This window comes from Streptomyces sp. B6B3, from assembly GCF_039871525.1.
Classification (GTDB): Bacteria; Actinomycetota; Actinomycetes; order Streptomycetales; family Streptomycetaceae; genus Streptomyces.
Window position 1 is genome coordinate 40,767 of the sequence record NZ_JBDPLU010000024.1, and the last position, 26,124, is coordinate 66,890.

Genomic DNA, 26,124 nt, shown 5'->3' on the forward strand with positions numbered 1-26,124 from the left:
TTACCGGCCCGGACCGCGGCCTGGGCCGTCGGTCCCGTGTGGGGTGATGACGGTGACGCCGGGTGGGGATCCCTCGCTCAGGGCGGCCAGCGCGGCGGGCGTCTCGGCCAGGGAGATGACCGAGCCGACCAGCAGGTCGGGGCGCAGCGTTCCGGCGGCGACCTGCCGCATCAGCTCGGGATAGGCGTGCGCGGCCATGCCGTGGCCGCCGAGGAGGTCGAGCTCCAGGGCGACGACCCGGTCCATCGGGACCGGGGTGCCGCCGGCGGGCAGCAGCCCGACCTGCACGTGCCGGCCGCGCCGGCGCAGGCTCGCCACGGACGCGGCGCAGGTCGCGGCGGAGCCGAAGGCGTCGAGGGAGACGTGCGCGCCGCCGCCGGTCGCCTCGCGCACCGCGGCCGCGGCGTCGCCGCCGGCCGCGCCGGCGTCCACGGCGGCCGTCGCGCCGAACCGCCCGGCCAACTCCAGCGCCTCGGGCGCGACGTCCACCGCGACGACCCGGGCCCCGCAGGCCGCCGCGATCATCACGGCGGACAGCCCGACCCCGCCGCAGCCGTGCACCGCCACCCATTCGCCGGGACGCACCCGGCCGCGGGCGACCACGGCCCGGTAGGCGGTGGCGAACCGGCAGCCGAGGCCGGCCGCGGTCTCGTAGGCCAGGTCGTCAGGTATCGCGACCAGGTTGGTGTCGGCCGCGTGCAGCGCCACGTACTCGGCGAACGACCCCCAGTGCGTGAAGCCCGGCTGCTCCTGCCGTTCGCAGACCTGCTGCTCGCCCGCCGCGCACGCGGGACAACGCCCGCAGGCGCACACGAACGGCACGGTCACCCGGTCCCCGACGCGCCAGCCGGTCACCGCCGGGTGCACCGCCTCGATCCGACCGGCGAGCTCGTGCCCCGGCACATGCGGCAGCGTGATCCCCGGATCGTGGCCCGCCCAGCCGTGCCAGTCGCTCCGGCACAGCCCCGTCGCCTCGACGCGCACCACCACACCGCCGGCCGGCGGCACCGGGTCCGGCACCTCGCGCACCTCGGGCAGCCGCCCGAACTCCTCGACCAGCACGGCCCGCACGCGCGTCCCTCCCGTCTCGACCGGCTCGACCGGCTCGACCGGCTCGACCGGGCCACGGTACCCGCGCCGGACGACGGCTGCGCCGTCCGGGTGAGCTGCGGTCAGCCGGGAGCGTTGGTGAACGGGCCGGCGGGGCCGAAGGCCGCCTCGGCGAAGCGTTCGCCGAGGCGGCGGTGGGTCGCGGCGTCCGGGTGCAGCTCGTCGGGCAGCGGCGCGGCGGCCAGATCTCGACGTCCTTCATCCGGTCCGGCAGGCCGGGGAACCGGACGGTGCCGACCGGCCCCGACCGGGTCTCGGCGGCGCCGGTGGCCATGTCCACCATCAGCACGTTGCCGCCGGTGGTGCTGGCCTGGGCGGCGAGACGGCCGTCGACCAGCAGGTCGTAGACGCCGTCCGGGCGGGGTGGCGCACCCACATAGGCCATCGTGGTGCGGAGCGTGTCCAGCTCGACGACGGTGGCCCGGGTGCGGAACACGAGCCGGACCCCGGAGGGCTGGGCCTCCGCCGTGGCCAGCTGCCCGTCGGAGCACTGCGCCCGGGCCCGGGCCGGCAGCCGGTGCGGCAGCATCCCGTGCTCGGTGCGCTCCAGGTCGAGCGCGCCGCGCAGCAGATCCTCGGTGACGGGCGTGCTGACCAGGTCCGCGTCCCGCGGCGTGGCGCGGGAGCCGGAGCCGGGGTCGGGGTCGGGGTCGGGCCGAGCGTTCATGGTCCCAGCGTGCTGGCCCGGGGGCCGGCCCGCACGCGGGTTTCCGGCCGCCGTCCGACCGATGAGTTCCGCCGCGCCGCGTCGTCTACAGGGTGGGAACGTCGTGCCTCCGCGTCCGGCGGAGGCCCGGGACGAGAGGACGAGGAGCGTGCACACTGTGGACCAGGAGAACGTGAGCGCCACGCTGACCTTCGCCGCCTCCGCCGCGAGGGTGTTCGCGGTGCTGGCGGACCCGACGACCCATGCCGCGATCGACGGCACCGGCTGGGTGCAGGAACCTGCCGACCGGGCGCCGCTGACCGGGGTGGGGCAGATCTTCCGGATGGACATGCACCACGCCGACCATCCGGACGGTGACTACCGGACGGCCAACAAGGTGGCGGTGTTCGACCAGCCGCGCGCCATCGGCTGGCTGACGGGATACGAGAAGGCCGACGGACAGCTGGAGTTCGGCGGCTGGCTGTGGCGTTACGACCTCGCGCCGCTGGGCCCGTCCGAGACCGAGGTCACGCACACCTACGACTGGTCGGCGGTGCCGCCGTCCATCCGGGAGTACCTCCACTTCCCCCCGTTCGGCCCGGACCATCTCATCAACTCGCTGCACCACCTGGCCGACCTCGTCTCCGCCGGGTGACGTTCGCCGAACGCGTCCTAGACGAGGCCGTGCCAGCCCCAACGGGGCGTCGGTCCCGGCTCGCCCAGATCCCCGTCCGGCGGACTCGCGGAGACGTCCCGCGCGATCGTCGTCCCCCAGTCGAAGTACTCGATGACGCGGCGCCGCAGCAGCGCGTCGTCCGGGAGCTCCGTCTCGACGGCGGCCGTCATCAGCTCCATCCACCGAAGCCGCTGCTCCTCGGTGATCGACAGGCCGAGGTGAGCCCGCAGAAGACCCTGATGGCCGCCGAGCTCGTCGGTGTAACGGGTCGGGCCGCCGAACACCTCGGCGAGCCAGACGGCGACGTGCTCGACGTGCGTGCGGCTGAAGTCGGCGAACACAGGGGCGAGGAGCGGATCGGCGAGCACGGCGTCGTAGAAGGTGTTGCTCAGCCGACGCAGCACCTCCGTGTCGCCGATCGCCGCGATCAACGTCCCCGAACGCTCGCTCCCCGGACCTTCGGCCTCCCGACGCTCGGCCTCTGGATGTTCGGCCTCTGGATGTTCGGTCATGCCGCCCCCTCCACCGCGGTGGTCATCGTCGTCGGTTCGTCGGCACGCCCCGGGGGCACCGACCGACCGTGCAGGACGACCATCACCAGCACGGCCAGCGCAAGCAGCGCGAGCGCCAGCAACGCGGGGACCAGCTCGACCAGCCCGCCGGCCGCCAGGCAGGCCGGCCCGCCCACGAGCAGGACCATCGACCTGCGGCCGCCGGCGCGCAGCAGTATCGCCGCCGCCCCCAGCAGGAAGACGCCCACGCCGCCGGGCAGCGCCCAGGCGACGATGCCGTGCAGCGGCTCCGACAGGTCGTAGTGCTCGGTGTCGGCGACCTGCTGGAGCACCTTCTTCATGCCCAGCGCGGCGATCACCACTCCCGCGACGAGCGGCAGGTGGAGGAAGGTGTAGACGTCGCGCGCGAGCCGGGTGCGGGCGTCGCCGTCGCGGGCGGCGAGCCGGTGCTCGGCGACCTCGCTGACCTGGCCGAAGTACAGCCGCCACAGCCCGGCGGCGACCAGCAGGCCGGCCGCCGCCGCGGCCAGCATCGGCGTGCTCAGGTGGAATCCCTCGACGGCCACGCCCATCGCGACGATCGACTCGCCGAGGGCGATGATCACGATCAGGCCGTGCCGCTCGGCGAAGTGCGCCGGCGAGGTGACCCGCCAGCCGGAGCCGCCCGTGACGTAGATGCCCAGGTAGTCGATCGCCACCGCGCCCAGCCACAGCAGCACCTGCGGATAGCCCGACAGGCCGCAGCCGACCAGCAGCAGCACGCACGGCGGCAGCACGGACACCAGCGCGGTCCGGCGCAACGTGGCCCGCAGCTCGCCGTCGTTCGGGCTGGAGACCCAGTAGGACACGAGATGCAGCAGCCGGACGGCGGTGTAGCCGAGGACGAACACCAACGGCACCGGCAGCCCGCCGTCCGCGTCGGCGTACACCTCGGGCACGGCCAGGGAGACGACGAGCACCACGGCCATCACCGTGACCAGCACCACCGGCAGTACGCCGGAGTCGGCGCGCACCACGTTGCCCAGCCAGGCGAAGCAGCACCAGCACCACCAGAGCAGCGCCAGCACCACCAGGCCGCCCAGCATCCGCAACGCCGTCGGATCGGCCGCCATCAGCGCGGTGACCTGCGTGATCGCGTAGACGAAGACGAGGTCGAAGAAGAGCTCCGCCGGCGTCACCCGGTGACCGTCCTCGGTGGCGATCATCCGGGCGCGTTCTATGCCAGTGCCCACCAGTTCCCCCAGGATCGCGAGCCCTCCTGCTCGGGCTTCCAGCGCGAGGATAACCGGGCTCGGCGGTCATGCTGGCGACGGTGCGGCCCGGGGCCGCGTCCGGGCATGGGGAGTCCTCGTGAAAGCACCGGGTGAGACGGTGTGTACTGTCCGCTGCACGCGATAGGTTCGGTGCCGGTGCGTCCACGTGGCCCCGTGCGTGCTGGGCCCCGGTCGAAGGGGGAGGGAACGGTGCGTCCCGGAGACGAGTTCGCCGGCCGCTTCGTCCTGAGGAAGGTCATCGGTGCGGGGCGGAGCGGCGACGTGTGGCTGGCCCACGACAGGCTGACGGGCCAGGACGTCGCGCTCAAGCCGGAGCGGACCGAGGGCGACCGCGGGACGGAGGAGCGGCGGCTGCTGGGCGAGCCGCGCGCCATGGCCAAGTTCCGCGACCATCCGCACGTGGTGACCCTGTTAGACGTCGCGGCCGTGGACCCGGACGAGACCGGGGTCGCGACGTACTGGTTCATCATGGAGTACGTGCCGGGTGGCGGCCTGGACCGCCAGGCGCCGATACCGCCCGAGCGGGTCGCCCGGATCGGCGTGCACCTCGCCGACGCGCTCGCCGCCCTGCACGAGGCCGGCATCGTGCACTGCGACCTCAAGCCCGCCAACGTCGGCCTCTCCCGGCGCGGCGACGCGAAGCTGCTGGACTTCGGCGCCGCCTACCGGTTCGGCGGCGCCGAGACCGTCTCGGTCAACGGGCCGTTCAGCTTCACCCCGGACTACGCCGCGCCCGAACTGGCCCGTGGGAACATCCCCCGCCCGGCCTCGGACGTTTTCGGCCTGGCCGCCACCCTCTACGCGCTGGTCACCGGCTCGCCGCCGCGCGGCGACGAGCCGGCGGAGGACGAGGACCACGGGGAGGCCGGCGAGCGGCGGGAGGACGCGGAGGCCGCCCAGCGCCTGACGTACTGGAAGGCGGAGCAGGGCGTCGTCGAGCTGGACGCCGACGCCCTGGGGCCGCTGTACCCGGTGCTCGCCGCCATGCTCCAGCGCGATCCGCGGCAGCGCCCCGACGCCGTCGAGGCCGGAAGGATGCTGGCGGCCGTCGCCGCCGACCCCGACGCGCGGCCCACGGAGGACACGCCGCCCAAGCGCCCGCGGCGCCGCTGGCCGGCGCCCGCCGTGGCCGCCGGCGTCGCCGCGCTGGTCCTCGGCCTCGGCCTGGTGCTCGTCCCCGGCGGCGGCGAGGGGAACGGTGCGCACGAGACGGGCGAGACCGGCGGGACGGGGCAGGACCAACCGGAGAAGGACCCGCCGAACGGCGAGCAGGAGTCCGTGATCGGCGATCCTCGCACGGTCGACGTGTGCGCGCTGTCCGACCCCACGGCGTTCAGCGCCTACGGCCGTGCCGAGGTGGACGAGGACTACGGGAACTTCGACCGCTGCGACACCTACGTCTACCTCGTCGACGAGACGCGGGTCGACGTGGCGCTCCGGCTGCTCCGGAACTCGCCGTCGGGGAAGACACAACCGGACCGGTTCATCGGGGAGACCGGCGTCATGGAGGAACCGCAGGAGACCAGCGAGTGCCTGCTGACGCTCGTGCCCCCCGGCGGCGACGAGGACATCCTCGTGGGGATCCGTGTCGACGTCGGTCAGGGCGCGGTGGACGCCGCCGGGCTGCTGTGCGGGATCGCCGAGGTGGCGGCGGAGAACGTGGCCGACGAGCTGAACGCGGGCCAGGTCCCGCGCCGTTCCGAGGACTATCCGGAGGACTCGCTGGCCAGGCTGGACGCCTGCGCGTTCCTCGACGCCGAGGCGCTGTCGGTGGTGCCCGGCGTGGATCCCGAGGCGCCGAAGCGGGGCGTCGCGAACTGGGACTGCGAGTGGTTCTCCGACATCGACAATCTTGAGGCGGAGCTGATCTTCCACCGCGATCAGCGCCGTGACGGCCCGGACGTCCGCCGTTTCAACGGCTACGACACCACCGTGGCGCCGCGGGGGGACGGCCCGGGCACCTGCACCGCCTTCGTGCACTACCGCGAGTACCAGGGCCAGGAGGCCCGGGTCGCCTTCGAGATGCTGCGCCTGCGCGTCGGGGGTGAGCGCCTCATGGACGAGCTCTGCGACATGGCCGCCACCCTGGCCGAGTCCGCCGCCGCCCGGCTGCCCACACCCTGACTCCACGGGCCCTCGGGGGTCCGGGCGCCGCCGGCTTCGGGAGGGGCCCCGAGGTCGGCGCTGGACACTGGACGCCGAAGCTCGTCGACTCCCGTGTCAGCCAACGAAACCGAAGGAGAGCGGCGATGAGCGTCCGCCGTCCCCCCAGCCTGGCGCGCCCGCGGCTCGGTGACCAGCCGCCACAGCCAGGCACGCTCCAGGCCCGTTCCCTGACGGGCGGCATCCAGGTCGTCCCGCTGCCCGGCCGGACCGTGCGCTTCGGCCGCGGCGCGCGGCCCGACACCCATCTGCAGGTCGGCGGCGACGACACCCGGGTCAGCCGCCGGCACGGCGAACTGACCTACCACGACCGGAGCTGGTGGCTGCGCAACACGGGGCAGCAGCTCCTGCGCCTGCCGCACGGCCAGCTGGTGCACGCCGCCACCGAGCCCATCCCGCTCGCCGCCGGCTACACGCCGGTGTTCGTCCGCGGCTCGGGCTACCGCGAACACCTCGTCGAGCTGTACGTCACCGACTACGACGACCGCGGCCCGGGCGCGAAGGAGACCGCCCCGACCGTGCCGCCGAAGCGCTGGCCGCTGGAGGACGACGAACGGCTGGTGCTCGTCGTGCTCGGCCAGGAGTACCTGCGCTACGACCCGGAGCCGCGGCCGCTGGTCTACCGCCGGGCGGTGGCCCAACTCCAGGCACTGCAGCCCGGGTACGGCTGGACCAAGCGCAAGATCGAGGACCGGGTCAGGGCGGTGCGCCAGCGGCTGCACGACAGCGGCTGCGTGCGCAGCCGGCTGGTGCGCAACGACGACGATGACGCCTGCGACGCCACGCTGATGCACAACCTGCTGCGCGAGCTCGTCGAGTCCACCACGCTCGTCCCGCCCGATCTCGACGAGTTGGACCGCCACCTGGACGACTGAGCCCGCCGGGGGCGCCGTTGCGGCGGGCGGTACGGGTGGATAACTTGGCGAGTGCCTGGTGTCGCTGTCGGTGACGTCGACTCGGCCGGCCGTTCGGCCAAGCGGCATGCGGCCGACCGCCCGAGCCCGAGACCGCCCGCCCGGGCCAGGGGAGCGGAGGATGCTCGCTGTAGGGGAGGGGCCGTGGCAGAGCCGTCGCCGACGCGGGAGCCCGCCGGGCAGGTCGAGGGGCTGTTACCGGTGCTCGGGCGGGTGGCCCGGCGACCGGAGTCCGAGGCCGGCTTCGGCGAGGTGGTCGGCTGGCTGCGCCAGCGCTTCGACGTCGAGATCGCGCTCGTCGGCCCCGGCGGAGAGGTGACGGTGGCGACGTCCGACTTCCCCGCGTCGGTCCTCAGCCAGGTCGAGCCCACGCTCGTGCGGATGACCGGCGGAGAGCTCGCCTCGGTGGCGACACGGGCGGGCGGCTTCAACGTGTCGCTGGAGGCGTTCGGCACCACGTCCCCGCGCTCCGTGCTGATGGTGGTGGGCGCGCGGACGCCCGGCCGTGACGCAGTGGCGGTGGCCTCCCACACCGGGAGCCTGCTCGCCGCCCTGCACCGCGCCCGGGAGGCCGACCGCTTCGTGGCCGCCTACCAGCACAAGGCGCATCAGGTGCGGTTGGCCCTCTTCATGGCTCTGATGGCGGCGGACGTGACGCTCGCCCGCCGCATCGCGGCGGGCGCCGTGCCGCCACTGCTCGGGGCCGGCCGGATCCGGGTCGGCCTGTTGCGCTGTCCGCCCGCGGACCGGGACCGCATCGCCCAGGCGTCCGCGGACGAGTCGGGATTCCACGGTGAGGGGCTGCTGGTCCGCTGCCCGGTCTATGACGAGCACCTCATCGGGGTCACCGGCGAGAGCGACGACGTGCCGGCCGACGCCCCGCGTCGAGGGCTGTTCCGCCTGCTCCGCGATCTGGTGGCGGACCATCCGGGATACGCGCTCGGGGTGAGCGGGCCGCACGCCCTGCACCGGACGGCCCAGGCCTACGAGCACGCGCGCCACGCCCTGGTCGTCGCCCGCGCCACCGCCGGCCGCGTCGCCGTCTTCCAGGGGATGCCCTCCCTGGAGCCCTACCTGCCCCAGGAAGCCGCGCACCGCTGGGCGCGTTGCCTGCTCCAGCCCTTGGAGTCCGTGCCGCGGCTCACCGTGGACATCACCCGCCTGGCGCTGCAGTTCCCCCGCTCGCGGGTGGGGAACCTGCTGGGCGTGCACCGCAACACCGTCGCCGCCCACCTGAGGCAGGCACAGCGGGCGCTGGACATGGACCTGAACGACACCGGCTCCCGCGCCGTCCTGGACCTGGCGCTCCGGATCAGGGGTTCGGCTGCCGGCAGCCCGGACCCGCACGCCGCCCCGGCGGACCGGGCGGAGCTGCGGTCCCTGGCCCGGACGCTCTGCGAGGCGGCCGTCCCGTCCTCCACCGAATGGGCCGCGGGATTCCTGGAGCCCGTGCGCGGCCACCGCGACGGGGCCGCCCTCCTGGACACGCTGGCCGCGTGGGTCGAGGACGGCACCGACGCCCAGTCGACGGCCCGGCGCCTGGGCGTCAGCCGCAACACCGTCAGTTCCCGGCTGCGGACCGCCCAACGCCTCCTCAGCCGCGACCTGGTCACCGCCCCCTCGGGGCTGCACGATCTCGTGCACGCGCTGCACCTCACGCGGCGGATCCCGAAGCCCGCCCTCCTGCGGTGAGGGACCGACCGGCACTGTGCACCGTGCGCAACGAGAACGCCCGAAACGGGCACCGTGCCCATGGGCGGACCGGGGCCCGGCTTCCTATGGTGTGACAGCGGTCTGACAACAGCGGTCTGACAACAGCGGTCTGACAACAGCGGTCTGACAACAGCGGTCTGACAGACGAGCAGGCGAGCCGGACCACGCCTCGGGGAGGGGCGGTCGGCCGGCGCGCCGGACGGAAGCACGAGGGGGGACACTCGATGCCGCAACTCACCGCGTGTCGCGCATCAGCGGCACCGCAGACGGACGACGAGGGAAACGGGCCGGGAGGGGAAGGGGAAGGGCTCGGGCCGGTCGGCGGGCCGGTTTCCGAACCGTTGGAGATCGGCCAGGTGCGGATCTGGCACCTCGTTCCGGGAGCGACGGACGCCCACCCGGCACGGCTCACGGAGCAGGACTGCTACCGGCTGCTCCTCGCCCCGGCCGACGCCGCGCCCGTCGCCGCCGGAACCAGCGGCGGGGAGCCCGTCGACGCGCCGGAGCTGTACCTGACCGACGACCACGGGGCAGAGCAGCCTCCCGGTCGATCGCCGACGCTCGCGCTGGAGATCCCGCGGCGGATCGCTCCCATCCCGCCGGAGCACGCCGCCCGGCTGCTGAAGCGGCCCCTCGGAGCCCGCGAGGGCGCGGGCGCCCTGCTGGCCCAGTTCCTCACCGGGCTGGTCACGCGTGCCCAGCACCTGCGCCCCTGGGTCGCCGCCCGCCTGGAGTCCGTGATCGTCGACCTCTTCGCGGCGACCCTCGTCGGCCACCTCGACACCGGTCACGCCACGCACCCGATCGCCGGTTCCCGGGACCTGACGCGCCGCATCCGCACCCACATCCAGCAGCACCTCGGTGATCCCGGACTGACGCCGCGGTCCGTCGCGGCGCACCACCACATCTCGGTCAGCTATCTGCACCGGCTCTTCCAGTGCGAGGACCTGTCGGTCGCCGCCCGTATCCGGCACGAACGCCTGGAGGCGGCGCGTGGGGACCTGGTCGGGTCGGCGGATCGCGCGACCCCGGTCCATGTCATCGCCGAGCGTTGGGGTTTCGCCTACCACAGCTCCTTCGTGCGGGCGTTCCAGGCCGCCTACGGGATGTCGCCCCGCGCCTGTCGTCTCGACCAGGGGGGCACCGGCGGCAGCGGCGGGACCGAGCCGGACCGCTGACGCGGGGGCAGCGACACTCCGCGCGGGGGCGCGGTCGTCCAGGGCGGTGCCGAACGAGAACGGGGGGACCGCCCTGGACGCCGCGGTCGGGTCAACTGTCAGGTCAGGCGTTGGGGTCGAAGGGGATGCCGGCGGGCATGGCCTCGGCCAGATGGGAGGCGAAGTTGCCGTCCGTGAGGCCGAGGTGGGCGCTGCCGAAGTCGGTCCCGGTCAGCACGTCGCGCACGCCGGACGGGTAGCCGTTCCAGCCGACCAGCGCGGGGAACTGCCACGTCCCGTGGTGGTTCTCCGGCGGTTCGTCGTTGGTGTTGGCGGGGCGGAAGCAGTGGGTGGCGATGCCGTCCTTGTGGTACACGATCTTGGGGTGGGTGCCGTCCCACAGGATCTGGTCCCGGCCGTGGACGTCGAAGTCGCCGTGAGCGGAGGTGGCGACGTACTGGGCCTGGTCGTTCTGCACCCACACCACGACGTGCTCCCAGTCGTGGCGGTGTCCGCCGAGGCTGCTGCCGGCCACGGCCTGGTCCTTCTCGAAGTAGAGGGCGTACAGGACGGCGCACCACCCGTTGTTGCACTTCGAGCGGGAGTACCCGTTGGTGTTGTCGAGGTCCCAGGAGTCACGGCACTGGCCGTTGAGGGCGCCGGTCGGCTCCAGACCGCCGTTGACGGTCCCGTCGGGGCCGATGGCGGGCGTGGGGTAGCAGCCGTCCGTGTCGTAGTCGTACGCCGGTTGGAACGTCTGGTCCAGCCCGTCCGCGTTGGCGGGCAGGGCCTGCGGGGGGTCGGCGAGCGCGGTGCCCGGAAGGGCGATGACCAGCGCGAGGGCGCTGCCGAGTACGGCGGATGCCTTGACCGCCGTGCCGAGCCGTGAGCTCGTCTTCACTGGGTCCTCCTGAACGACCGTGGTGGGGGAACACGGGCCGTCTCTGACATGCCCAGGTCACTTTCGCCGAATCCCGTGACGCGGCACGTGTGCGGGGCCGTCGGGGCGATGAAGGATCGGCCGACAGCGGGCCGCCGCCCCGCCGGGAAGGCGTCAGAGCGTTCCCCAGACCTCCTCCGCCGTCTCCGTGACGAGCCGCAGCTTGGCCAACTGGTCCCGCGTCGTCAGCCTGTTGCCCTCCAACGTCGAGGAGAAGCCGCACTGCGGGGACAGGCAGAGCTGGTCCGCGTCCACGTAGCGGGTCGCCTCCTCGATGCGCCGCTTGAGCCGGTCCTTGCTCTCCAACTCGGGCCGCTTGGTGGTCACCAGGCCCAGCACCACCCGCTTGTCCTTCGGCACGAAGCGCAGCGGTTCGAAGCCGCCCGAGCGCTCGTCGTCGTACTCCAGGAAGAAGCCGTCCACCTCCAGGCCGCCGAAGAGCGCCTCCGCGACGAAGTCGTAGCCGCCGGAGGCGGCCCAGGAGGACGCGAAGTTGCCCCGGCACAGGTGGACGGTGACGTGCAGGTCGTCGGGGCGGCCGGCGAGCGCGCGGTTGATGTTGGCGATGTACGTCTCGTGCTGACGCTCCGGGTCGCCGCCGATCGCGTCGACGTGGCGGCGCTGCTCCGGGTCGTTGAGATAGGCGAGGCTGGTGTCGTCCAGTTGCAGGTAGCGGCAGCCCAACGCGTGGACGCCGCGCACCTGGGCGGCGTAGGCGTCGGTGAGGTCGGCCCAGAAGCCGTCGAGGTCCGGGTAGATCGCGGGATCGATCGCCGCCCGGCCGCCGCGGTAGTGCACCATGCTGGGCGACGGGATCGTCAGCTTCGGCGTCACCCCGTCCGGCACCGTGTCGCGGAGGAAGGCGAACGCGTCCGCGAAGATGGTCTCCGCCAGATGCACCCGGCCGTCCACCCGGGCGGACGGCGGGGCGAACTCCACGTCGCCGTCCTCGTTGTGGAAGCGGATCCGCAGCGAGGAGTCGTCGACCCGGGTGATCCCGCCCAGCGCGTAGATGAAGTCCATGTGCCAGGAGGCGCGGCGGAACTCGCCGTCCGTGGCGCTGCGCAGCCCGACCTCCCGCTGCTTTCTGACGACGTCGCGGATCGCGTCGTCCTCCACGGCGGCCAGTTCGGCCGCGCTGATCCGGCCCGCGGCGTGCTCCTCGCGGGCCCGCTTCAGCCCGGCGGGCCGCAGCAGGCTCCCGACGTGGTCGGCGCGGAACGGCGGAGTGGTCCCGGGTATGGGCGCCATGACGTCCTTTCCTCTCGGTCGCGTGGTCCTCCCGGCCGGACAGGACGCCGACCGGCGAGGCGGGGCGAGGACGCGGACCGGGAGTTGGGCCGTCGCGGCGAGTCACGGTCGCCGCCTGACCAACGGCCCGATCCGCACGGCACTCGCCGCCTTCGTCGTGGGGGAACGGAGGGCAGTAGGCGAGCATTCTTCCCCACGGACCGCCGCCCGGAAAGGCTCGCGGCCGGGTCACGACCCCCTCGTTCGGCCGGCGTCCGGCCCGCGCCCGGCCGGGCGGGCGACGGGGGACGGCCCGTGGCGGGTACGCGCGCCGGCGCGGGCGGACCGTGGTCGGCACGTGCGGATGGACGGACCCGGCGCTAACGCCCGAGGCCGGCCGCGATCACGGTGGCGGCCTCGGCGATCAGCGCGTCGTCGCGTTCGGCGCCCGCCTGGTCGCGGCTGGACAGCACCGCCATGACGATTGGGTCGCCGCCGTCGTCCGGCCACACCACGGCGATGTTGTTGCGGCCGCCGTACCCGGCGGTGCCGCTCTTGTCGGCCACCGTCCAGCCGTCCGGGAGGCCGGCCCTGACCAGGGTCTCGCCGGTGGTGTTCGTCTCCATCCAGGTGCGCAACAGCTCGCGTTCGTCCCGTTCCAGGGCGTTGCCGAGCAGGAACGTTCGCAGGCTTCCGACCATCGCCCGCGGCGTGCTGGTGTCCCTGGTGTCGCCCGGTGCCCCCTCGCTCAGCTCGGGCTCGTCCCGGTCCATCTCGATGACGTCGTCGCCGAGCTCCGCCAGCACCGACTCCAGTCCCTCGGGACCGCCGAGCTCCTCGAGGAGCAGGTTCGCCGCCGTGTTGTCGCTGTACCAGAGGGTGGCGGCGCACAGCTCGCGCAGGCTCATCCCGGTCTCCACGAAGTCCTCGGTGACGGGCGAGTTGGCGAGGACGTCGGCGGCGGAGTAGCCGACCACCTCGTCGAGCCCTTCCAGTCCGCGCTCCCGGAGCAGCGCGCCCACCGCCAGCGCCTTGAACGTGGACGCGTAGGCGAACCGTTCGTCCGCCCGGTGGGCGATCTCCCGTCCGGAGCCGGTGTCCAGGGCGTAGACGCCGAGTCGCGCGTCGAACTCCCGCTCCAGCTCCCGGAACGCCCGGTCCGTCGACTCCGCGGACTCCGTGGACGCCGGTGACTCGGCGTCCGTCGGTGACTCCGCCGGCGCCGGCGATTCGGCGCTCGCCCCGGACTCGTCGGAGCCAGGGCCGCCGCACGCCGTGAGCACGACGAGCGCGACGAGCGCGAGGAAGCCGGCCGCGCGGGCGACGCCCCGGCGCGGGCGGAACGGGTACGTCATGGCAGGAACCTCCGGGTCTCTCGTCTCACCTGTACGACGGGGCCGCGCCGCGGAGTTCCGCGCCCCCGGGCCCCGATCGGACGCGGGCGCCCGCGCCCATGCCGTTTTGGCATGACCGCGCCGGCCCGCGATGGGCCGTGCTCACAGCGCGTTCAGGAAGTCGGCGGCGACCGGCCCGGCATCGCTGCCCCCGGAGCCGCCGTCCTCCAGCACCACGGCGAACGCCAGGTCCGCGTCGCCGAGGTAGCCGATCAACCAGGCGTTGGTGGAGAGCTCGCCCTCCTCCGTCTGGAACTCGGCGGTGCCGGTCTTGGCGTGCGGCTCGCCGGGAACGCCCGCCAGGACGGCGGCCGACCCCTCGGTGACGGTGTCCCGCATCATCGTCCGCAGCGCCTCGAACGTCCCCGGTTCGAGCTCCGACGCCGCGTGGTGCGGCTCGTCGACGGCGGCGGGCACCAGCACCGGCTGCCGGAAGGCGCCCTCGGCGACGGTCGCGGCGATCGACGCCATCACCAGCGGGCTGGCCTGCACCCGGGCCTGGCCGATCAGCGAGGCGGCCAGCTCGTTGTCGCTCTCCGCGACGGGCACGCCGCCGTCGAACGTGCTGGCGCCGACCGTCCATTCGGCGCCGATGCCGAACGCCTCGGCGGTGCGGTGCGGGGTGTCGTCCTCGAAGAGCTCGAGGTGGTCGATCAGCGCGGTGTTGCAGGAGGCGGTGAACGCCTCGTGCAGCGTGGTGTCCGGGCCCAGCGCGAACTCGTCCTGGTTCTCGAAGGACTGCCCGTCCACCGTGACCGTGCGCGGGCAGCCGAGGACGTCGTCCGGCGTCGTGCCGCCCTCCAGCAGGGCCGCCGCGGTCACCACCTTGAACGTGGATCCTGGAGCCAGCTGCCCCTGGAGCGACCGGGGGAACCCGTCCACCGGCCAGTCCGCGGCGGCCAGCACGTGGCCGGTCGACGGCTCGACCGCCACGATCGCCGCCTCCCGCCCCGCGCTCTCCAACGCCGCCTCGGCGGCCGCCTGCACCTCCGGGTCGAGGGTCGTCTCCACCGGGCTGCCGGGGGCCGAGCTCTCCTGCTGGTAGAGGGTGTCCACCGCCTCGCCCGAATCCCGGTCCGCGATCACCACGGCCGCCGAGACGGCGCCGGCCAGCTGGTCGTCGTACCGCTCCTGCAACCCCGAGACGCCCGCGCCGGTCTCCGGGTCGACGGTGCCGACCACGGCCCGAGCGGCGTGCGCGAGCGTGCGGGTGTCCTCGGCGAACTGCAGACCCGGCACGGCCCGCAGCGCGCCGGCGTGCTCCTGGAAGACGGCGTCCCGCAGCGTCACCACCGGCACGGACTGGTCGGGGTCCGCAGCCGCCACCCGGTCGGCCAGGGCGTCGGTGTCGATCCCGACGTCCAGTCCGTCCAGGGCCGCCCAGGCCGCGTCCGGCTCTGTCAACCGGGCCGGCCAGACGGCGACGTCCCAGACCGGCGACGGGCCGGCCACCTGGCTGCCGTCCGCGGCGAGTATCGGCGCCCGCTCCGGCTCGCCCCGGGTCAGCACCAGCGTCTGCCCCTCGGCCAGCCGCGGGTGCACCACCGCCGACTCCCAGGCCACCCGCCAGCCGTCGCCGCCCTCGCGACTCGGCAGCATCAGCGCCGTCGCGTCGTACGACCACGCGCCGACGCCCGGCAACGTGTGGGTCGCCGTGAACGGCACGGCCAGCGCGTCCTCGTCGGCGGCCGGCCCGGCAGCGGCGTCCGCCGGCCGCGCGGGCTCGCCGGTCAGGGCGAACTCGACGCGTTCGGCACGCAGATTGTCCCGCACCGACTCCAGCAGCGAACGCGCCGCCCCCGGATCGTCCGTGAGCCCGGCCGCCTCCGTGAGGTCGCCGGCCGCCCAGGCGTCCAGGAAGCGCCGGGCCCCGGCCCGCGCCTCGTCGGCGGCCCCGTCCCCGCCGTCGCCGCCGTCCTCGCCGCGCACCAGCGCCACGGCCACCGCGAGCACGAGCAGCACCAGCGCGAGAACGCCGGCCGCGCGGGCGCCTCCCCGCATCCGAGCATGACGCGTCATGGAATCCCTCCCGATCGAATCCGAGAAAACCTGCCGGGAGATCTCCCGGTGGCGCTCACCCTCCGGCCCACGCGCCCCGGGAGTCCAAGCCACCTGAGCGCGCTTCCATGCCGGTTTGGCATAGTGGGGTCCGTGGATCTGGTTGCGGCCTGCCGGGCGTTCGTCAACGTGAGCGAGCGCGGCAGCTTCACGGTGGGCGCGGCGGCGGCCCGGATGGCCCAGTCCGTCGCGAGCCGCCGGGTCTCCGCACTGGAGCGGCACCTCGGCGAGCGCCTGCTGGAACGCTCCTCGCGCCCGGCGACCCTCACCCCGTTCGGCCGGGACATGCTTCCGCTGGCGCGGGACCTGGTGGCGCTGGCCGACCGCCTGGAGCACGAGGCCGAGGCCGCGCGGCACCGGCCGCTGCGCCTCGCCGTCCCCGCCACCTGCCCCACCGGCGCCCTGGCCCGCCTCATCGCCGAGGCGCACGGCCACGGCATCCGCCTCGACCCGCGCCCCGGTCCGCCGGCCGAGCGGGCCGACCTCGTCAGATCCCAGCAGGTGCGGGCCGCGCTGCTGGCGCTGCCGCCCGCCGAGGCCGCCTGGACGGTGCCGCTCGGCCTGGCCGTCGCCGGCGATCCCGCCGGAGGACGCCACCGGACGACGCCCGGGGGAGCGCCGATCTACCTGGACACGTTGCGCCCGGGCCGGGCCGACCGCGAACAGCGATCCCGGCGGGTCCTGCTGCAGGGCGAGGACGACGTGCCCCACGTGCGGGACCGGCTGGCCCGGTTGCGCGACGCCGTGGGGCTGCGCCCCGCGCAACTCGCCGTCGTCGCCGACCTGGCGACCGCCGCGGGGGACGTGCTGAGCCGGGGCGACGCGCTGCTGTGCTCGCCCGCCCAGGCGCGGGACCTGCGCCTGGACTGGCGGCCGGTGGGCGAGCTCGGCGCCGACCTGGCCCGGGGCTACGACCTGGTCGCGGCCGACGACGCGGACGCCGACGCCGCCCGGGTCAGGGAGCGCTGCGCGGACGACATAGCCCGGTGCCTCGGGGCCCGCGCGGGCACCGGGTCGGCCGGCACGGGGACGGCCGCCGACCCGGACGCCCGACCGAACGTCGGAGCGGAATCGTGAAAGCCGGAACATCGTGAAAGCCGAAACACTGCTGAGCGAGCTGCGGGGGGCGCTGCGCGACGGCGGGCTGCGCGGCTCGTTCCTCGTCCGCGACCTGGACACGGGGGAGGAGCTCGGCATCGACCCCGACCTGGAGTTCCCCCTCTCCTCCCTGGTGAAGGTCCCGCTCGCCCTCGCCACGCTGGACCGCATCCGGCGCGGCGAACTCGACGGCGCCACCCTGCTGGACGTGGCGCCCGGGCGGGTCACCACCCCGGGGCCGACCGGGCTGAGCCGGTTCCGCCATCCCGCCCGCGTCGCCGTGGACGACCTGCTCTACCTCAGCGTCTCGATCAGCGACAGCGTCGCCGCCGACGAGCTGTTCCGGCTCACCCCGCCCGCCGAGGTGGCGGCGATCCTGCAGCGACTCGGGCTGCGCGGCATCACGGTCCGGCACACCCTGGGGGAGTTGACCGACACCCCGGTGGAGCGTTTCGACCGGGCGGAGGTGCACCTCGCCCATGCCCTCGCGATCGACGCGGGCACCGCGGGGCGCGGGCATCTGGTCCCGCAGCTGGACGTGTCCCGCGCCAACACCGGCACGGCGCGCTCCTTCGTCGACCTGCTGCAGGCCCTGTGGAGCGAGTCCTCGCGGATCCACCCGGACGTCGCCGAACGCCTGCGCGCCCTGATGGCGAGCAACCTGATGCGCCACCGCCTCGCCCCCGACTTCGTCTCGGACGCCTCCACCTGGGCGTCCAAGACCGGCACGCTGCTCAACCTGCGCCACGAGGCCGGCGTGGTCGAGCACGCCGACGGCCAGGCGTACGCGGTGGCGGTGCTCACCGAGTCGCGGGTGGCGGCGGGGAACCAACCCGCCGCCGAGGCCCTGATGGGCCACGTCGCCCGTCGCCTCCGCGACCACCTCCGCGCCGCCTGATCCGGCCCCGGATGGTTGCCGGGAGCCGCGCCGGCCGCTACAGCATGTCCTCCAGGGTGATGGGGAGGTGCCGGACGCGGCGGCCCGTGGCGTGGTGGACGGCGTTGGCGATGGCGGCCGCGGTGCCGGCCTGGCCGATCTCGCCGACGCCCTTGACGCCCAGCGGGTTCACCTCGGTGTCCGTCACCTCCACCAGCTCGACGTCCACCCTCGGGGTGTCGGCGTTGACCGGCACCAGGTAGTCGCCGAGGCTCACGTTGGCCCAGCGTCCCGCCGTGCTGTCCATGTAGGTGCGTTCCAGCAGCGCCTGCCCCATCCCCCAGAGCATCCCGCCCATCAGCTGGCTCTGCGCGGTCCGCGCGTTGAGCACCCGGCCCGGGGCGAAGACCCCCACGAGCCGGCGCGCCCTGATCAGCCCGAGGTCCGCGTCCACGGCGACCTCGGCGAAGTGGGCGCCGAAGGTGAGCATCGCGTACGGCGAGTCCTGGGTGACCGGACCCCACGATCCCGGCGCCTCGGCGTCCGGCTGGTGGGCGCGGCCCAGCAGTTGGGCGTAGCTGTCGAAGGCCTCGGGACGGTCGCGCAGGGACAGCCGGCCGCCGGCGGCCACCACGTCGTCGGGCGCGGCGCCGTGCAGCGGCGAGTCGGCGTCGGCGACGGCCCGGGCGATCAGCTGGTCGCGCAGCGCGACGGCGGCGTTGTGGACGGCGGACCCGGTGTAGGCGGCGCCCATGGAGCCGACGGACGAGGAGGTGTTCGGCTGGTCGGTGTCGCCGCCCTCGAACCGGACCCGCTCCACCGGCAGCCCCAGGGCGTCGGCGGCCACCTGCGCCATCGCCGTGGTCGCGCCGGTGCCGAACTCGCTGGTGCCGGCCTGGATCACGGCACTGCCGTCGGCGAAGACCCGGGCCCTGGCCCGTTGGGCGCTGCCCGGCGGGACGATCGGATAGGCGGCGGTGGCCATGCCGAGGCCGATCAGCTGGTGCCCGTCCCTGACCGGCGGCCGCGACCGGCGGCGCCAGTCGATCAGCTCGGCGCCGCGCTCGTAGCACTCCCGGAGACCCTTGCTCGACCAGGGCTTCTCGGACAACGGGTCGGTCTCCGCGTAGTTGCGCAGCCGCAGCTCCAGGGGGTCCACGCCGATCCGCTCGGCGAGCTCGTCCATGGCGCTCTCCAGGGCGAACAGCCCGCTCGCCTCGCCGGGGCAGCGCATGAAGGTGGGCGTCATGGTGTTGACCCGGGCCAGCCGGTAGACGCCCTCGTAGGCGTCGCAGGGGTAGAGCATGGCGGCCGCCTGCAGGGACGGTTCCGCCCAGTCGTCGTAATGCGAGGTCGGGGACAGCTTGTGGTGCCGCAGCGCGGTCAGCCGGCCCGCGCGGTCGGCGCCCAGGGTGACGCGCTGCTCCTGCTCCTCGCGGTGGCCGCAGCCGGTGAACATCTGCTCCCGGGTCAGCGCCAGCCGCACCGGCCGGTCGAGCTCGCGGGCGGCCATGGCGGCCAGCGTGGAGTGGTGCCAGATGCTGGCCTTGGCGCCGAAGCTGCCGCCGACGTAGTGGCTGTTGACCTGGATGTCGGCGTGCGGGACGCCCAGCAGCGCGGAGACGGTGTGCTGGGTGGCGGCCGGGCCCTGGGTGCCGTCGAAGAGGATCAGCCGGCCCGCCTCCCAGTACGCGGTGGTGGCCGAGGTCTCCATCGGGTTCTGGTGGTTGGCGCCCAGGGTGTAGGTGAGGTCGAGGGTCACCTCGGCCCGGTCGAGGGCGGTCGCGATGTCGCCGCGGGCCATCCGGCCGGGGGCGAGGCCGCCGAAGATGGACTCCGGTTCGAACGTCCGGTCCCGCACCTGGTCGAGGACGGTGACCGCCTCGGTCTCCCGGTAGCCGAAGCGGATCAGCCGGGAGGCGTGCAGCGCCCGCTCGTAGCTGTCGGCGATCACCATCCCGACGTACTGGCCCTGGTAGTGCACGGTGGTGTCCTGCATCGGGAAGAACGTCTCGCCCGGTGCGGGGCCGCCGATGAGGGACGGCAGCAGCGGGGGTTGGGCGGCGATCCGGGGCAGGTTCTCGTGGCTGAACACGGCCACGACGCCCTCGGCGGCCAGCGCCTCGGTGGCGTCGACCGAGGTGAGCCGGCCGGCGGCGATCCGGGCGCCGACCAGCACGGCGTGCAGCAGCCCCGGCAGCGTCACGTCGGAGGTGTACCGGGCGCGGCCCGTGGTCTTCGGCCGCCCGTCGACACGGCGCAGCGGCCGGCCGAGGCTGGGGCCGCTCGTGGTGGTCGCGGTGGTCATGACGGGTTCCGGTGGGTGAGGGTGGTCAGGGTGCGGAGGAGGGTCCGCTGGGTGAGTTTGGTGGTCATGACGGGTTCCGGTGGGTGAGGGTGGTCAGGGCGCGGACGAGGGTCCGCTGGGCGAGTTCGACCTTGAAGGCGTTCATGGGCGTCGGCCTGGCCGGGGCCAGTTCCTCCCGGGCGGCCCGGGCGAAGACGTCCTGGTCGGGGGTGGCGCCCAGCAGGACCTGCTCCGCCTGCCGGGCCCGCCACGGTTTGGTGGCCACGCCGCCGAGGGCGAGCCGCACCCCGCTGATCCGGCCGCGTTCCAGCAGGAGGGTGGCGGCGACGGAGGCGAGGGCGAACTCGTAGGACTCCCGGTCGCGGACCTTGAGGTAGAGGGAGGTGCGGGCGGTGGGCGTGTCGGGGATCTCGATGGCGGTGATCAGCTCGCCCTGCCCCAGCGGGTGCTCGATATGGGGGGTGTCGCCCGGCAGCCGGAAGAAGTCGTCGATGTGGTGCGAGTCGTTGCCGCGCTCGTGGCGGGTGTGGATCCTGGCGTCGAGGGCGGTCAGGGCGACGGCGACGTCCGAGGGGTGGGTGGCGATGCAGTGGTCGCTGGTGCCGAGCACGGCATGGCCGCGGTTCACGCCCTGCAGCGCGGAGCAGCCGGTGCCGGGGTCGCGCCGGTTGCAGGGAGCCTGGGCGTCGCGGTAGTAGGAGCAGCGGACGCGCTGCAGCAGGTTGCCGCCCAGGGACGCCATGTTCCGCAGCTGTGGTGAGGCGCCGAGTTCCAGGGCCTGCGCGACCAGCGGGAAGCGCTCCCTGACCAGCGGGTGGACCGCTGTGTCGCTCATCCGGGTGAGGGCGCCGATCCGGAGGCCGCCCTCGGGGGTCTCCTCGATGCCGGCGAGCGGCAGCTCGTTGATGTCGACGAGGCGGCGCGGCGTCAGCACGTTCTGCCGCAGGAGGTCGATCTCGGTGGTGCCGCCGGCGAGGTAGGAGCTGTCCGGGTCGGCGCTGACGGCCCGGACGGCGTCGGCGACGGCGGTGGGTCGGGAGTAGCTGATGGGTCGCATGGCCGGTGGCTCCTCACATCCGGGTGCTGGCGTCGCGGATGGCCGCTCTGATGTGTGGATAGGCGGCGCAGCGACACAGGTTGCCGCTCATCCACTCGCCGATCTCGGCGTCGTCGGTGGCGTGGCCCTCGTGCACCAGGGCCACGGCGGACATCAGCTGGCCGGGGGTGCAGTAGCCGCACTGGAACGCGTCGTGCTGGATGAACTCCTCCTGCATCGGATGGAGTCGCTCGCCGTCGGCCGCCGTGTCGGCCAGGCCCTCCACGGTGCGGATGGGGCGGCCCTCACAGCCGATGGCCAGGGTCAGGCAGCCCAGGACCCGGCGGTCGTCGACCCACACGGTGCACGCGCCGCAGGTGCCCTGATCGCAGCCGCGTTTGGCGCCGGTGAGCCCGCAGGCGTCCCGGAGGGCCGACAGCAGGCTGACCCGGGGTTCGATCTCGACGGTGTACTCCCTGTCGTTGACCGCCAGCGTCACCACGACGGGCCCCGGGCCGCGCTCGGGCAGAACGTCCGCCCGTTCGCCGGCGGGTGCCGTCGGCTTGTGCGTCGTCACGGCCGCACCTCCTTCGCTGTGTCGGAAAAGTCTGTTTTCTTCCGCGATGCGGGCGAGTCTAGCCAGGGGCTGGACGCCGGGACGCGACGAATCGCCAGCGCGGCCGCCCCGCGCGACACCGGAGAACGACTCTTCGGCGGTCGGCGCGGTTAGGCGGAGGCTCGCGCGGTCATGATCACGGCATGTCACAGGGGGGAACGGACGCGTACCGGGACGACGCCGGCCTGCCGGAGCTCGTCCGGCGGGCGGTGCGCGCGGCGCGCCGGCACGGCTTCGGATGCTCCTGCCGGCCCGAACAGGGGCGCCTGCTGCAGGTGCTGGCCGCCGGCGCCGCGCGGCGGATCGGGGAGACCGGAACTGGCTGCGGGGTCGGGCTGGCTTGGTTGGCGTCCGGCGCTCCGCCCGGCGCGCGGCTCGTCAGCGTTGAACGCGACCCGGAGCGCGCCCGCGTCGCCGCCGAGGTCTTTCGGGACCGCGACGAGGTCGAGGTGGTCAGGGGTGACTGGCGGCTCATCGACGACCACGGGCCCTACGACCTGCTGGTGCTCGACGGCGGGGGGCAGGCCAAGGACGACGAGGGCGCGGATCCCGCGCGGCTGCTCGCGCCCGGTGGGACCGTGGTGATCGACGACTTCACCCCGGCCGGCGGCTGGCCGCCGCTTTTCCACGGCGAGCCCGACGGCCCTCGGATGCACTGGCTGGAGCACCCCGAACTCCGCGCCGCCGAACTGCGCCTCGCGGCCGACCTCAGCGTGGTGGTGGGAACGCGCCTGCCCGCCAGCTGAGGCGGGCGGGCGCCGGGGTCGGCCGCGCCCCGCTACTCCCCGTCCTGGGGCAGGTGGGTCCTGGCCTCCTCGTAGCCGCCGGTGCCGGCGGACTCGGCCGGGGCGTAGACCAGGTTCAGCACGCCGCTGCCGAACGCCTCGGACGAGACCAGCCGGAGCGGGATCGACGGCTCGCCCTCGTCGAACAGCCGCATGCCCGTGCGCACGGCGATCGGGTGCACCAGCAGGTGCAGCTCGTCCAGCAGACCTGCGGACAGCAGCTGGCGGACCACCGAGACCGAGCCGCTCAGCCCGATGGTCCCGCCCGGCTCGTTCTTCAACGCCGTGACGGCCGCCACGAAGTCGCCCGAGAGCTGCTCGGAGTTCCGCCAGCTGAAGGAGAGCGGGGACCGCGAGAGGACGATCTTCCGCATGTCCCCGAGCTGCTTGGCGAAGACCGCGTCCTCGCCGCCGGCCGCCTCGCGCTCCGGCCACGCCCCGGCGAAGCTCTCGTAGGTCCTGCGGCCGAAGAGCAGGGTGTCGGTCGTCCCCAGGGCCGCCCCCACGGCCGCGCCCATGTCGTCGTCGAAGTACGGGAAGTGCCACTGGTCGGGCGCCTCCACGACGCCGTCGAGCGCGATGAACAGGGAGGCGATGATCTTCCGCATGGTGCTTCTCCAGAAATGAGCCGGTGGACGCTTCCTCCTGTCAGATCGACGTGGACGAGGAAACTCATCGGCGGCTGCTCGGGGACCGGGACGGGACCGTGGGCGTCAGGACCCGGAGCTGCCGAGGTCCGCGCTGCGCAGGTAGGCGCCGAAGCCCTCGGCGCCGTCCACGATGCGCGGCCCGCTGATCGCCTCGTTGTAGTCCAGGACGTAGAAGTTGTCGTCGCGGACGGCCGGGAGCTCACGGGTGATCGGGGACGACCTGAGGAAGTCGATCTTCTCCTCGACCGGCTGGTCCTCGTAGTCGACGACGACGATGACCTCCGGCCGTGCCTCGACGACCGCCTCCCAGCTCACCGTGGTCCAGCGGTCGGTGAGGTCGTGGAAGACGTTCCGGCCGCCGGCGATCTCGATGACCTCGTGCGGCGGCGCCTGGTTCCCCGAGGTGAAGGGCTGGTCGGTGCCGGAGTCGTAGACGAAGACGCGCGGCCGGTGGCCGTCCGGGGCCTGGTCCCGCACGGCCGCGACGCGGTCGCGCAGCTCCTCGACGACCCGGGCGGCCCGGTCCTCCACCCCGAAGATCTCGCCGAGCAGCTCCAGGTCCCGGTACAGGCCCTCGAACGAGGCGAACCCGGCCGGATGCCCCGGGTAGTTGTAGCAGGTCTCGCTGTGCAGGAAGCTCTGGATGCCGAGGTCGTCGAGGATCTCGGGGGTGATGCCGCGCTCCTCGCTGAATCCCGACTGCCAGCCCGCGACGACGAGGTCCGCCTCGGCCTCCACGACCAGCTCCCGGTTGAGCAGGTCGTCGCTGAGCATCTCGACCTCGGCGTACGCGTCGGCCCACGGCGACTCCTCGACCGGCGGGTTGGCGGGCGGCATGACGTAGCCGAGGACGCGGTCGGCCAGGCCGAGCGCGAACAGCTTGTCGGCGCTGCCGGCCTCGTAGGCCAGGGCGCGCTCCGGGCGCCGGTACTCCACCTCCTCGCCGCAGCGCGGGACGGTGACGGTCTCGGCGCCGGGGCCGGCGTCGTCCGTCTCGACGTCCGCGCCGCAGGCGGACAGCAGCAGGGTCGCGGCGGCGAGCGACGCGGCGGTGGCTCGCGCCGTGGCGTGCTTCGTGGCGGCGCGTCTCGCGACGGCGCGGCGGGCGGGGCGGTTTGGGGCGGTCATGCGTGGCCTTCCAGGGAGTAGAGGAGTTGCGGGTCGCCGGTCAGGGGGTGGGGTACGACGGTGGCGGCGACGCCGAAGACGGTGCGCACCAACTCGGGGGTGAGCACGTCCGCGGGCGTTCCCGAGGCGACCAGCGCGCCGCCGGCCAGCACGCCGATGCGGTCGCAGACGGCGGCGGCCAGGTTGAGGTCGTGGAGCACGATCAACACCGTGGTGCCGGTGCGGCGCAGCAGGGCCAGCAGCTCGATCTGGTGCCGGATGTCGAGGTGGTTGGTGGGCTCGTCCAGCACCAGCACGGCCGGCTCCTGCACCAGGGCGCGGGCGGCCAGCACGCGCTGCCGTTCGCCGCCGGAGAGGGTGAGCACGCCGCGGTCGGCCAGGTGGAGCACGTCGAGGTCAGCCATGGCCCGGCGGCACAGCTCCCGTTCCCGCCGGCTCGGGGCCTGGTTGCCGCGCAGGTGCGGGGTCCGGCCCAGGGCGACGATCTCCGCGACGGTGAAGTCCAGCTCGGAGCCGTTCTCCTGGGTGAGCGCCGCGACGGCACGCGCGGCCTCCCGGCGTGGCAACGCCGGCAGCTCCCGATCGTCGAGCCGGACCGTGCCGGTGGTGGGCCGCAGCGCGCGGTAGACGCAGCGCAGGGCCGTGGACTTGCCGCTGCCGTTGGGGCCGACGAGGCCGGTGATCCGGCCGGAGTCCACGTCGAGGTCGAGATCGCGCACCAGGGCGCGCCCGTCGATCTCGACGCCGAGGCGGTCGAGTCGCAGCCGCATCAACGGCCCCCGAACAGGTAGCCCCGGCGCCGCATCAGCGCGACGAAGACCGGCACGCCGACCAGCGCGGTGACGACGCCCAGCGGCAGTTCCCGGGGCGCGGCCAGAGTGCGGGCCACCAGATCGGCCCAGACCATGAAGATCCCGCCGACGAGCGGCGCCAGCACGAGCACCCGGGCGTGCCCGGCGCCCACGAGGATGCGGACCAGATGCGGCAGGACGAGCCCGACGAAGCCGATGGCCCCGCTGACCGCGACCATCGCGCCGGTCATCAGGGAGGTGAGGACGAACAGCGCGCGGCGCACGGCGGCGGTGTCCACGCCCAGGCTGGCCGCGGTCTCGTCGCCCAGCGCCATGGCGTCGAGCGCGCGGGCCCGGCGGTGCAGCAACAGGATCCCGACGGCGGTCAACGCGGCCACGGCGGGCAGCGAACCCCAGGTGGCGGCGCCGAGCCCGCCCAGGGTCCAGAACAGCACGGCGTGGGTGGCCTCGCCGTCGGGCGCCAGATAGACGAGCAGGCTCATCAGGGCCTGGAAGCCGTAGGCCATCGCGATGCCGGTGAGCACCAGCCGCAACGGGGTCAGCCCGGCGCGGCTGTAGGAGGCCGCGTAGACCAGTGCGGAGGCGGCGAGGGCGCCGGCGAAGGCGCCGGCCGACAGGGCGTAGACGCCGAACGAGCCGAGCACGCCGAAGACGGTGACCGCGACGGCCCCGACCGAGGCGCCGGAGGAGACGCCCAGCACGAACGGATCGGCGAGCGCGTTGCGGACCAGCGCCTGCACGGCCACGCCGACCACGCTCAGCCCGGCGCCGACCACCACCGCCAGCAGCACCCGCGGGGTGCGGACCTGCCAGATGATCTGGTACTCCGTCAGTTCGTCGGCGGCCAGCGAGCCGCCGGTGAGCGCGGCCCACAGGTACCGGGCGGTGTCGGCTGGCGAGATGACCGCAGGACCGAGGCCGATGGCCACCACGGTCGAGGCCACCAGCACGGCGAGCAGCGCCAGGACGGGAACGGCGAGACCCCGGCGGGCGGGCGCCCGTTCGATGTTCATGAAAATCATTATCA

The 26,124-nt window shown here is 74.1% G+C and carries 22 protein-coding genes and 1 pseudogene; 8 read left to right on the forward strand and 15 right to left on the reverse strand.

From position 1 onward, the window contains the following. Both ABGB06_RS33370 and ABGB06_RS33375 read right to left on the reverse strand, forming a co-directional pair. Positions 1–1,071: a zinc-dependent alcohol dehydrogenase family protein gene (locus ABGB06_RS33370; RefSeq protein WP_347597130.1), complete on the reverse strand. Its 1,071-nt coding sequence runs from the start codon at positions 1,069–1,071 to the stop codon at positions 1–3. Positions 1,072–1,285: 214 nt separating this feature from the next. After that, positions 1,286–1,777: pseudogene (locus ABGB06_RS33375) on the reverse strand (lipase); the annotation flags it as partial. A gap of 148 nt (positions 1,778–1,925) precedes the next feature. On the opposite strand from ABGB06_RS33375, the gene ABGB06_RS33380 reads away from it, so the two are divergent. After that, complete coding sequence (locus ABGB06_RS33380) at positions 1,926–2,411, forward strand: polyketide cyclase (RefSeq protein ID WP_347597133.1); 486 nt, start codon at positions 1,926–1,928, stop codon at positions 2,409–2,411. A 17-nt stretch (positions 2,412–2,428) separates the two neighbouring features. Here ABGB06_RS33380 and ABGB06_RS33385 read toward each other — a convergent pair whose 3' ends face one another. Further along, positions 2,429–2,944, reverse strand: coding sequence for a group II truncated hemoglobin (locus ABGB06_RS33385; RefSeq protein WP_347597136.1), 516 nt, complete (start codon positions 2,942–2,944; stop codon positions 2,429–2,431). Further along, positions 2,941–4,176 (reverse strand): low temperature requirement protein A, encoded by a 1,236-nt coding sequence (locus ABGB06_RS33390; protein WP_347597138.1) that lies wholly within the window; start codon positions 4,174–4,176, stop codon positions 2,941–2,943. The genes ABGB06_RS33385 and ABGB06_RS33390 overlap by 4 nt, the downstream gene beginning before the upstream one ends. A gap of 231 nt (positions 4,177–4,407) precedes the next feature. Here ABGB06_RS33390 and ABGB06_RS33395 point away from each other — a divergent pair, with 231 nt between their 5' ends. From ABGB06_RS33395 to ABGB06_RS33410, 4 genes are all read left to right on the forward strand, one after another. Then, complete coding sequence (locus ABGB06_RS33395) at positions 4,408–6,342, forward strand: serine/threonine-protein kinase (protein ID WP_347597141.1); 1,935 nt, start codon at positions 4,408–4,410, stop codon at positions 6,340–6,342. A 125-nt stretch (positions 6,343–6,467) separates the two neighbouring features. After that, the gene (locus tag ABGB06_RS33400) at positions 6,468–7,256 is read left to right on the forward strand and encodes an FHA domain-containing protein (RefSeq protein ID WP_347597143.1); all 789 of its coding nucleotides are present in this window, start codon (positions 6,468–6,470) and stop codon (positions 7,254–7,256) included. 183 nt (positions 7,257–7,439) lie between these two features. After that, complete coding sequence (locus ABGB06_RS33405) at positions 7,440–8,987, forward strand: helix-turn-helix domain-containing protein (RefSeq protein WP_347597146.1); 1,548 nt, start codon at positions 7,440–7,442, stop codon at positions 8,985–8,987. Between the two features lie 377 nt (positions 8,988–9,364). Further along, positions 9,365–10,186 carry a helix-turn-helix domain-containing protein gene (locus tag ABGB06_RS33410; RefSeq protein WP_347597149.1) on the forward strand — a complete coding sequence of 274 codons (822 nt, stop codon included), beginning with the start codon at positions 9,365–9,367 and terminating at the stop codon, positions 10,184–10,186. A 103-nt stretch (positions 10,187–10,289) separates the two neighbouring features. Here the strand turns inward: ABGB06_RS33410 and ABGB06_RS33415 are convergent, their stop codons facing one another. The 4 genes from ABGB06_RS33415 to ABGB06_RS33430 form a co-directional block, all read right to left on the reverse strand. Beyond that, on the reverse strand, positions 10,290–11,066 hold the full coding sequence (locus tag ABGB06_RS33415; RefSeq protein ID WP_347597152.1) for an NPP1 family protein: 777 nt from the start codon (positions 11,064–11,066) through the stop codon (positions 10,290–10,292). 153 nt (positions 11,067–11,219) lie between these two features. After that, entirely contained in the window at positions 11,220–12,356 is a 1,137-nt protein-coding gene (locus ABGB06_RS33420) for a 5-methyltetrahydropteroyltriglutamate--homocysteine S-methyltransferase (protein WP_347597155.1), read from the reverse strand. Between the two features lie 359 nt (positions 12,357–12,715). Then, complete coding sequence (bla, locus tag ABGB06_RS33425) at positions 12,716–13,690, reverse strand: class A beta-lactamase (RefSeq protein ID WP_347597158.1); 975 nt, start codon at positions 13,688–13,690, stop codon at positions 12,716–12,718. Between the two features lie 141 nt (positions 13,691–13,831). Further along, positions 13,832–15,748, reverse strand: a complete 1,917-nt coding sequence (locus ABGB06_RS33430; RefSeq protein WP_347597161.1) for a penicillin-binding transpeptidase domain-containing protein — start codon at positions 15,746–15,748, stop codon at positions 13,832–13,834. Positions 15,749–15,880: 132 nt separating this feature from the next. Here ABGB06_RS33430 and ABGB06_RS33435 point away from each other — a divergent pair, with 132 nt between their 5' ends. Together ABGB06_RS33435 and ABGB06_RS33440 are read left to right on the forward strand one after the other, a co-directional pair. After that, positions 15,881–16,864 carry a LysR family transcriptional regulator gene (locus ABGB06_RS33435; protein ID WP_347597164.1) on the forward strand — a complete coding sequence of 328 codons (984 nt, stop codon included), beginning with the start codon at positions 15,881–15,883 and terminating at the stop codon, positions 16,862–16,864. A gap of 13 nt (positions 16,865–16,877) precedes the next feature. Then, positions 16,878–17,783 carry a serine hydrolase gene (locus ABGB06_RS33440; RefSeq protein ID WP_347597167.1) on the forward strand — a complete coding sequence of 302 codons (906 nt, stop codon included), beginning with the start codon at positions 16,878–16,880 and terminating at the stop codon, positions 17,781–17,783. Positions 17,784–17,820: 37 nt separating this feature from the next. Here ABGB06_RS33440 and ABGB06_RS33445 read toward each other — a convergent pair whose 3' ends face one another. The 3 genes from ABGB06_RS33445 to ABGB06_RS33455 form a co-directional block, all read right to left on the reverse strand. Then, positions 17,821–20,070 (reverse strand): xanthine dehydrogenase family protein molybdopterin-binding subunit, encoded by a 2,250-nt coding sequence (locus ABGB06_RS33445; RefSeq protein ID WP_347597170.1) that lies wholly within the window; start codon positions 20,068–20,070, stop codon positions 17,821–17,823. Between the two features lie 64 nt (positions 20,071–20,134). Beyond that, positions 20,135–21,127 carry a xanthine dehydrogenase family protein subunit M gene (locus tag ABGB06_RS33450; protein ID WP_347597173.1) on the reverse strand — a complete coding sequence of 331 codons (993 nt, stop codon included), beginning with the start codon at positions 21,125–21,127 and terminating at the stop codon, positions 20,135–20,137. Between the two features lie 13 nt (positions 21,128–21,140). Next, positions 21,141–21,608, reverse strand: coding sequence for a (2Fe-2S)-binding protein (locus ABGB06_RS33455; RefSeq protein ID WP_347597346.1), 468 nt, complete (start codon positions 21,606–21,608; stop codon positions 21,141–21,143). Between the two features lie 257 nt (positions 21,609–21,865). Here ABGB06_RS33455 and ABGB06_RS33460 point away from each other — a divergent pair, with 257 nt between their 5' ends. After that, entirely contained in the window at positions 21,866–22,468 is a 603-nt protein-coding gene (locus tag ABGB06_RS33460; protein WP_347597176.1) for a class I SAM-dependent methyltransferase, read from the forward strand. 32 nt (positions 22,469–22,500) lie between these two features. Here ABGB06_RS33460 and ABGB06_RS33465 read toward each other — a convergent pair whose 3' ends face one another. From ABGB06_RS33465 to ABGB06_RS33480, 4 genes are all read right to left on the reverse strand, one after another. After that, positions 22,501–23,115 (reverse strand): dihydrofolate reductase family protein, encoded by a 615-nt coding sequence (locus ABGB06_RS33465; protein WP_347597178.1) that lies wholly within the window; start codon positions 23,113–23,115, stop codon positions 22,501–22,503. A 105-nt stretch (positions 23,116–23,220) separates the two neighbouring features. Then, entirely contained in the window at positions 23,221–24,285 is a 1,065-nt protein-coding gene (locus tag ABGB06_RS33470; protein WP_347597181.1) for an ABC transporter substrate-binding protein, read from the reverse strand. Then, positions 24,282–25,055 (reverse strand): ABC transporter ATP-binding protein, encoded by a 774-nt coding sequence (locus ABGB06_RS33475; RefSeq protein ID WP_347597184.1) that lies wholly within the window; start codon positions 25,053–25,055, stop codon positions 24,282–24,284. Before ABGB06_RS33475 ends, ABGB06_RS33470 begins: the two co-directional genes overlap by 4 nt. After that, positions 25,055–26,110: an iron ABC transporter permease gene (locus ABGB06_RS33480; RefSeq protein WP_347597187.1), complete on the reverse strand. Its 1,056-nt coding sequence runs from the start codon at positions 26,108–26,110 to the stop codon at positions 25,055–25,057. The genes ABGB06_RS33475 and ABGB06_RS33480 overlap by 1 nt, the downstream gene beginning before the upstream one ends. Positions 26,111–26,124 lie beyond the last annotated feature (14 nt).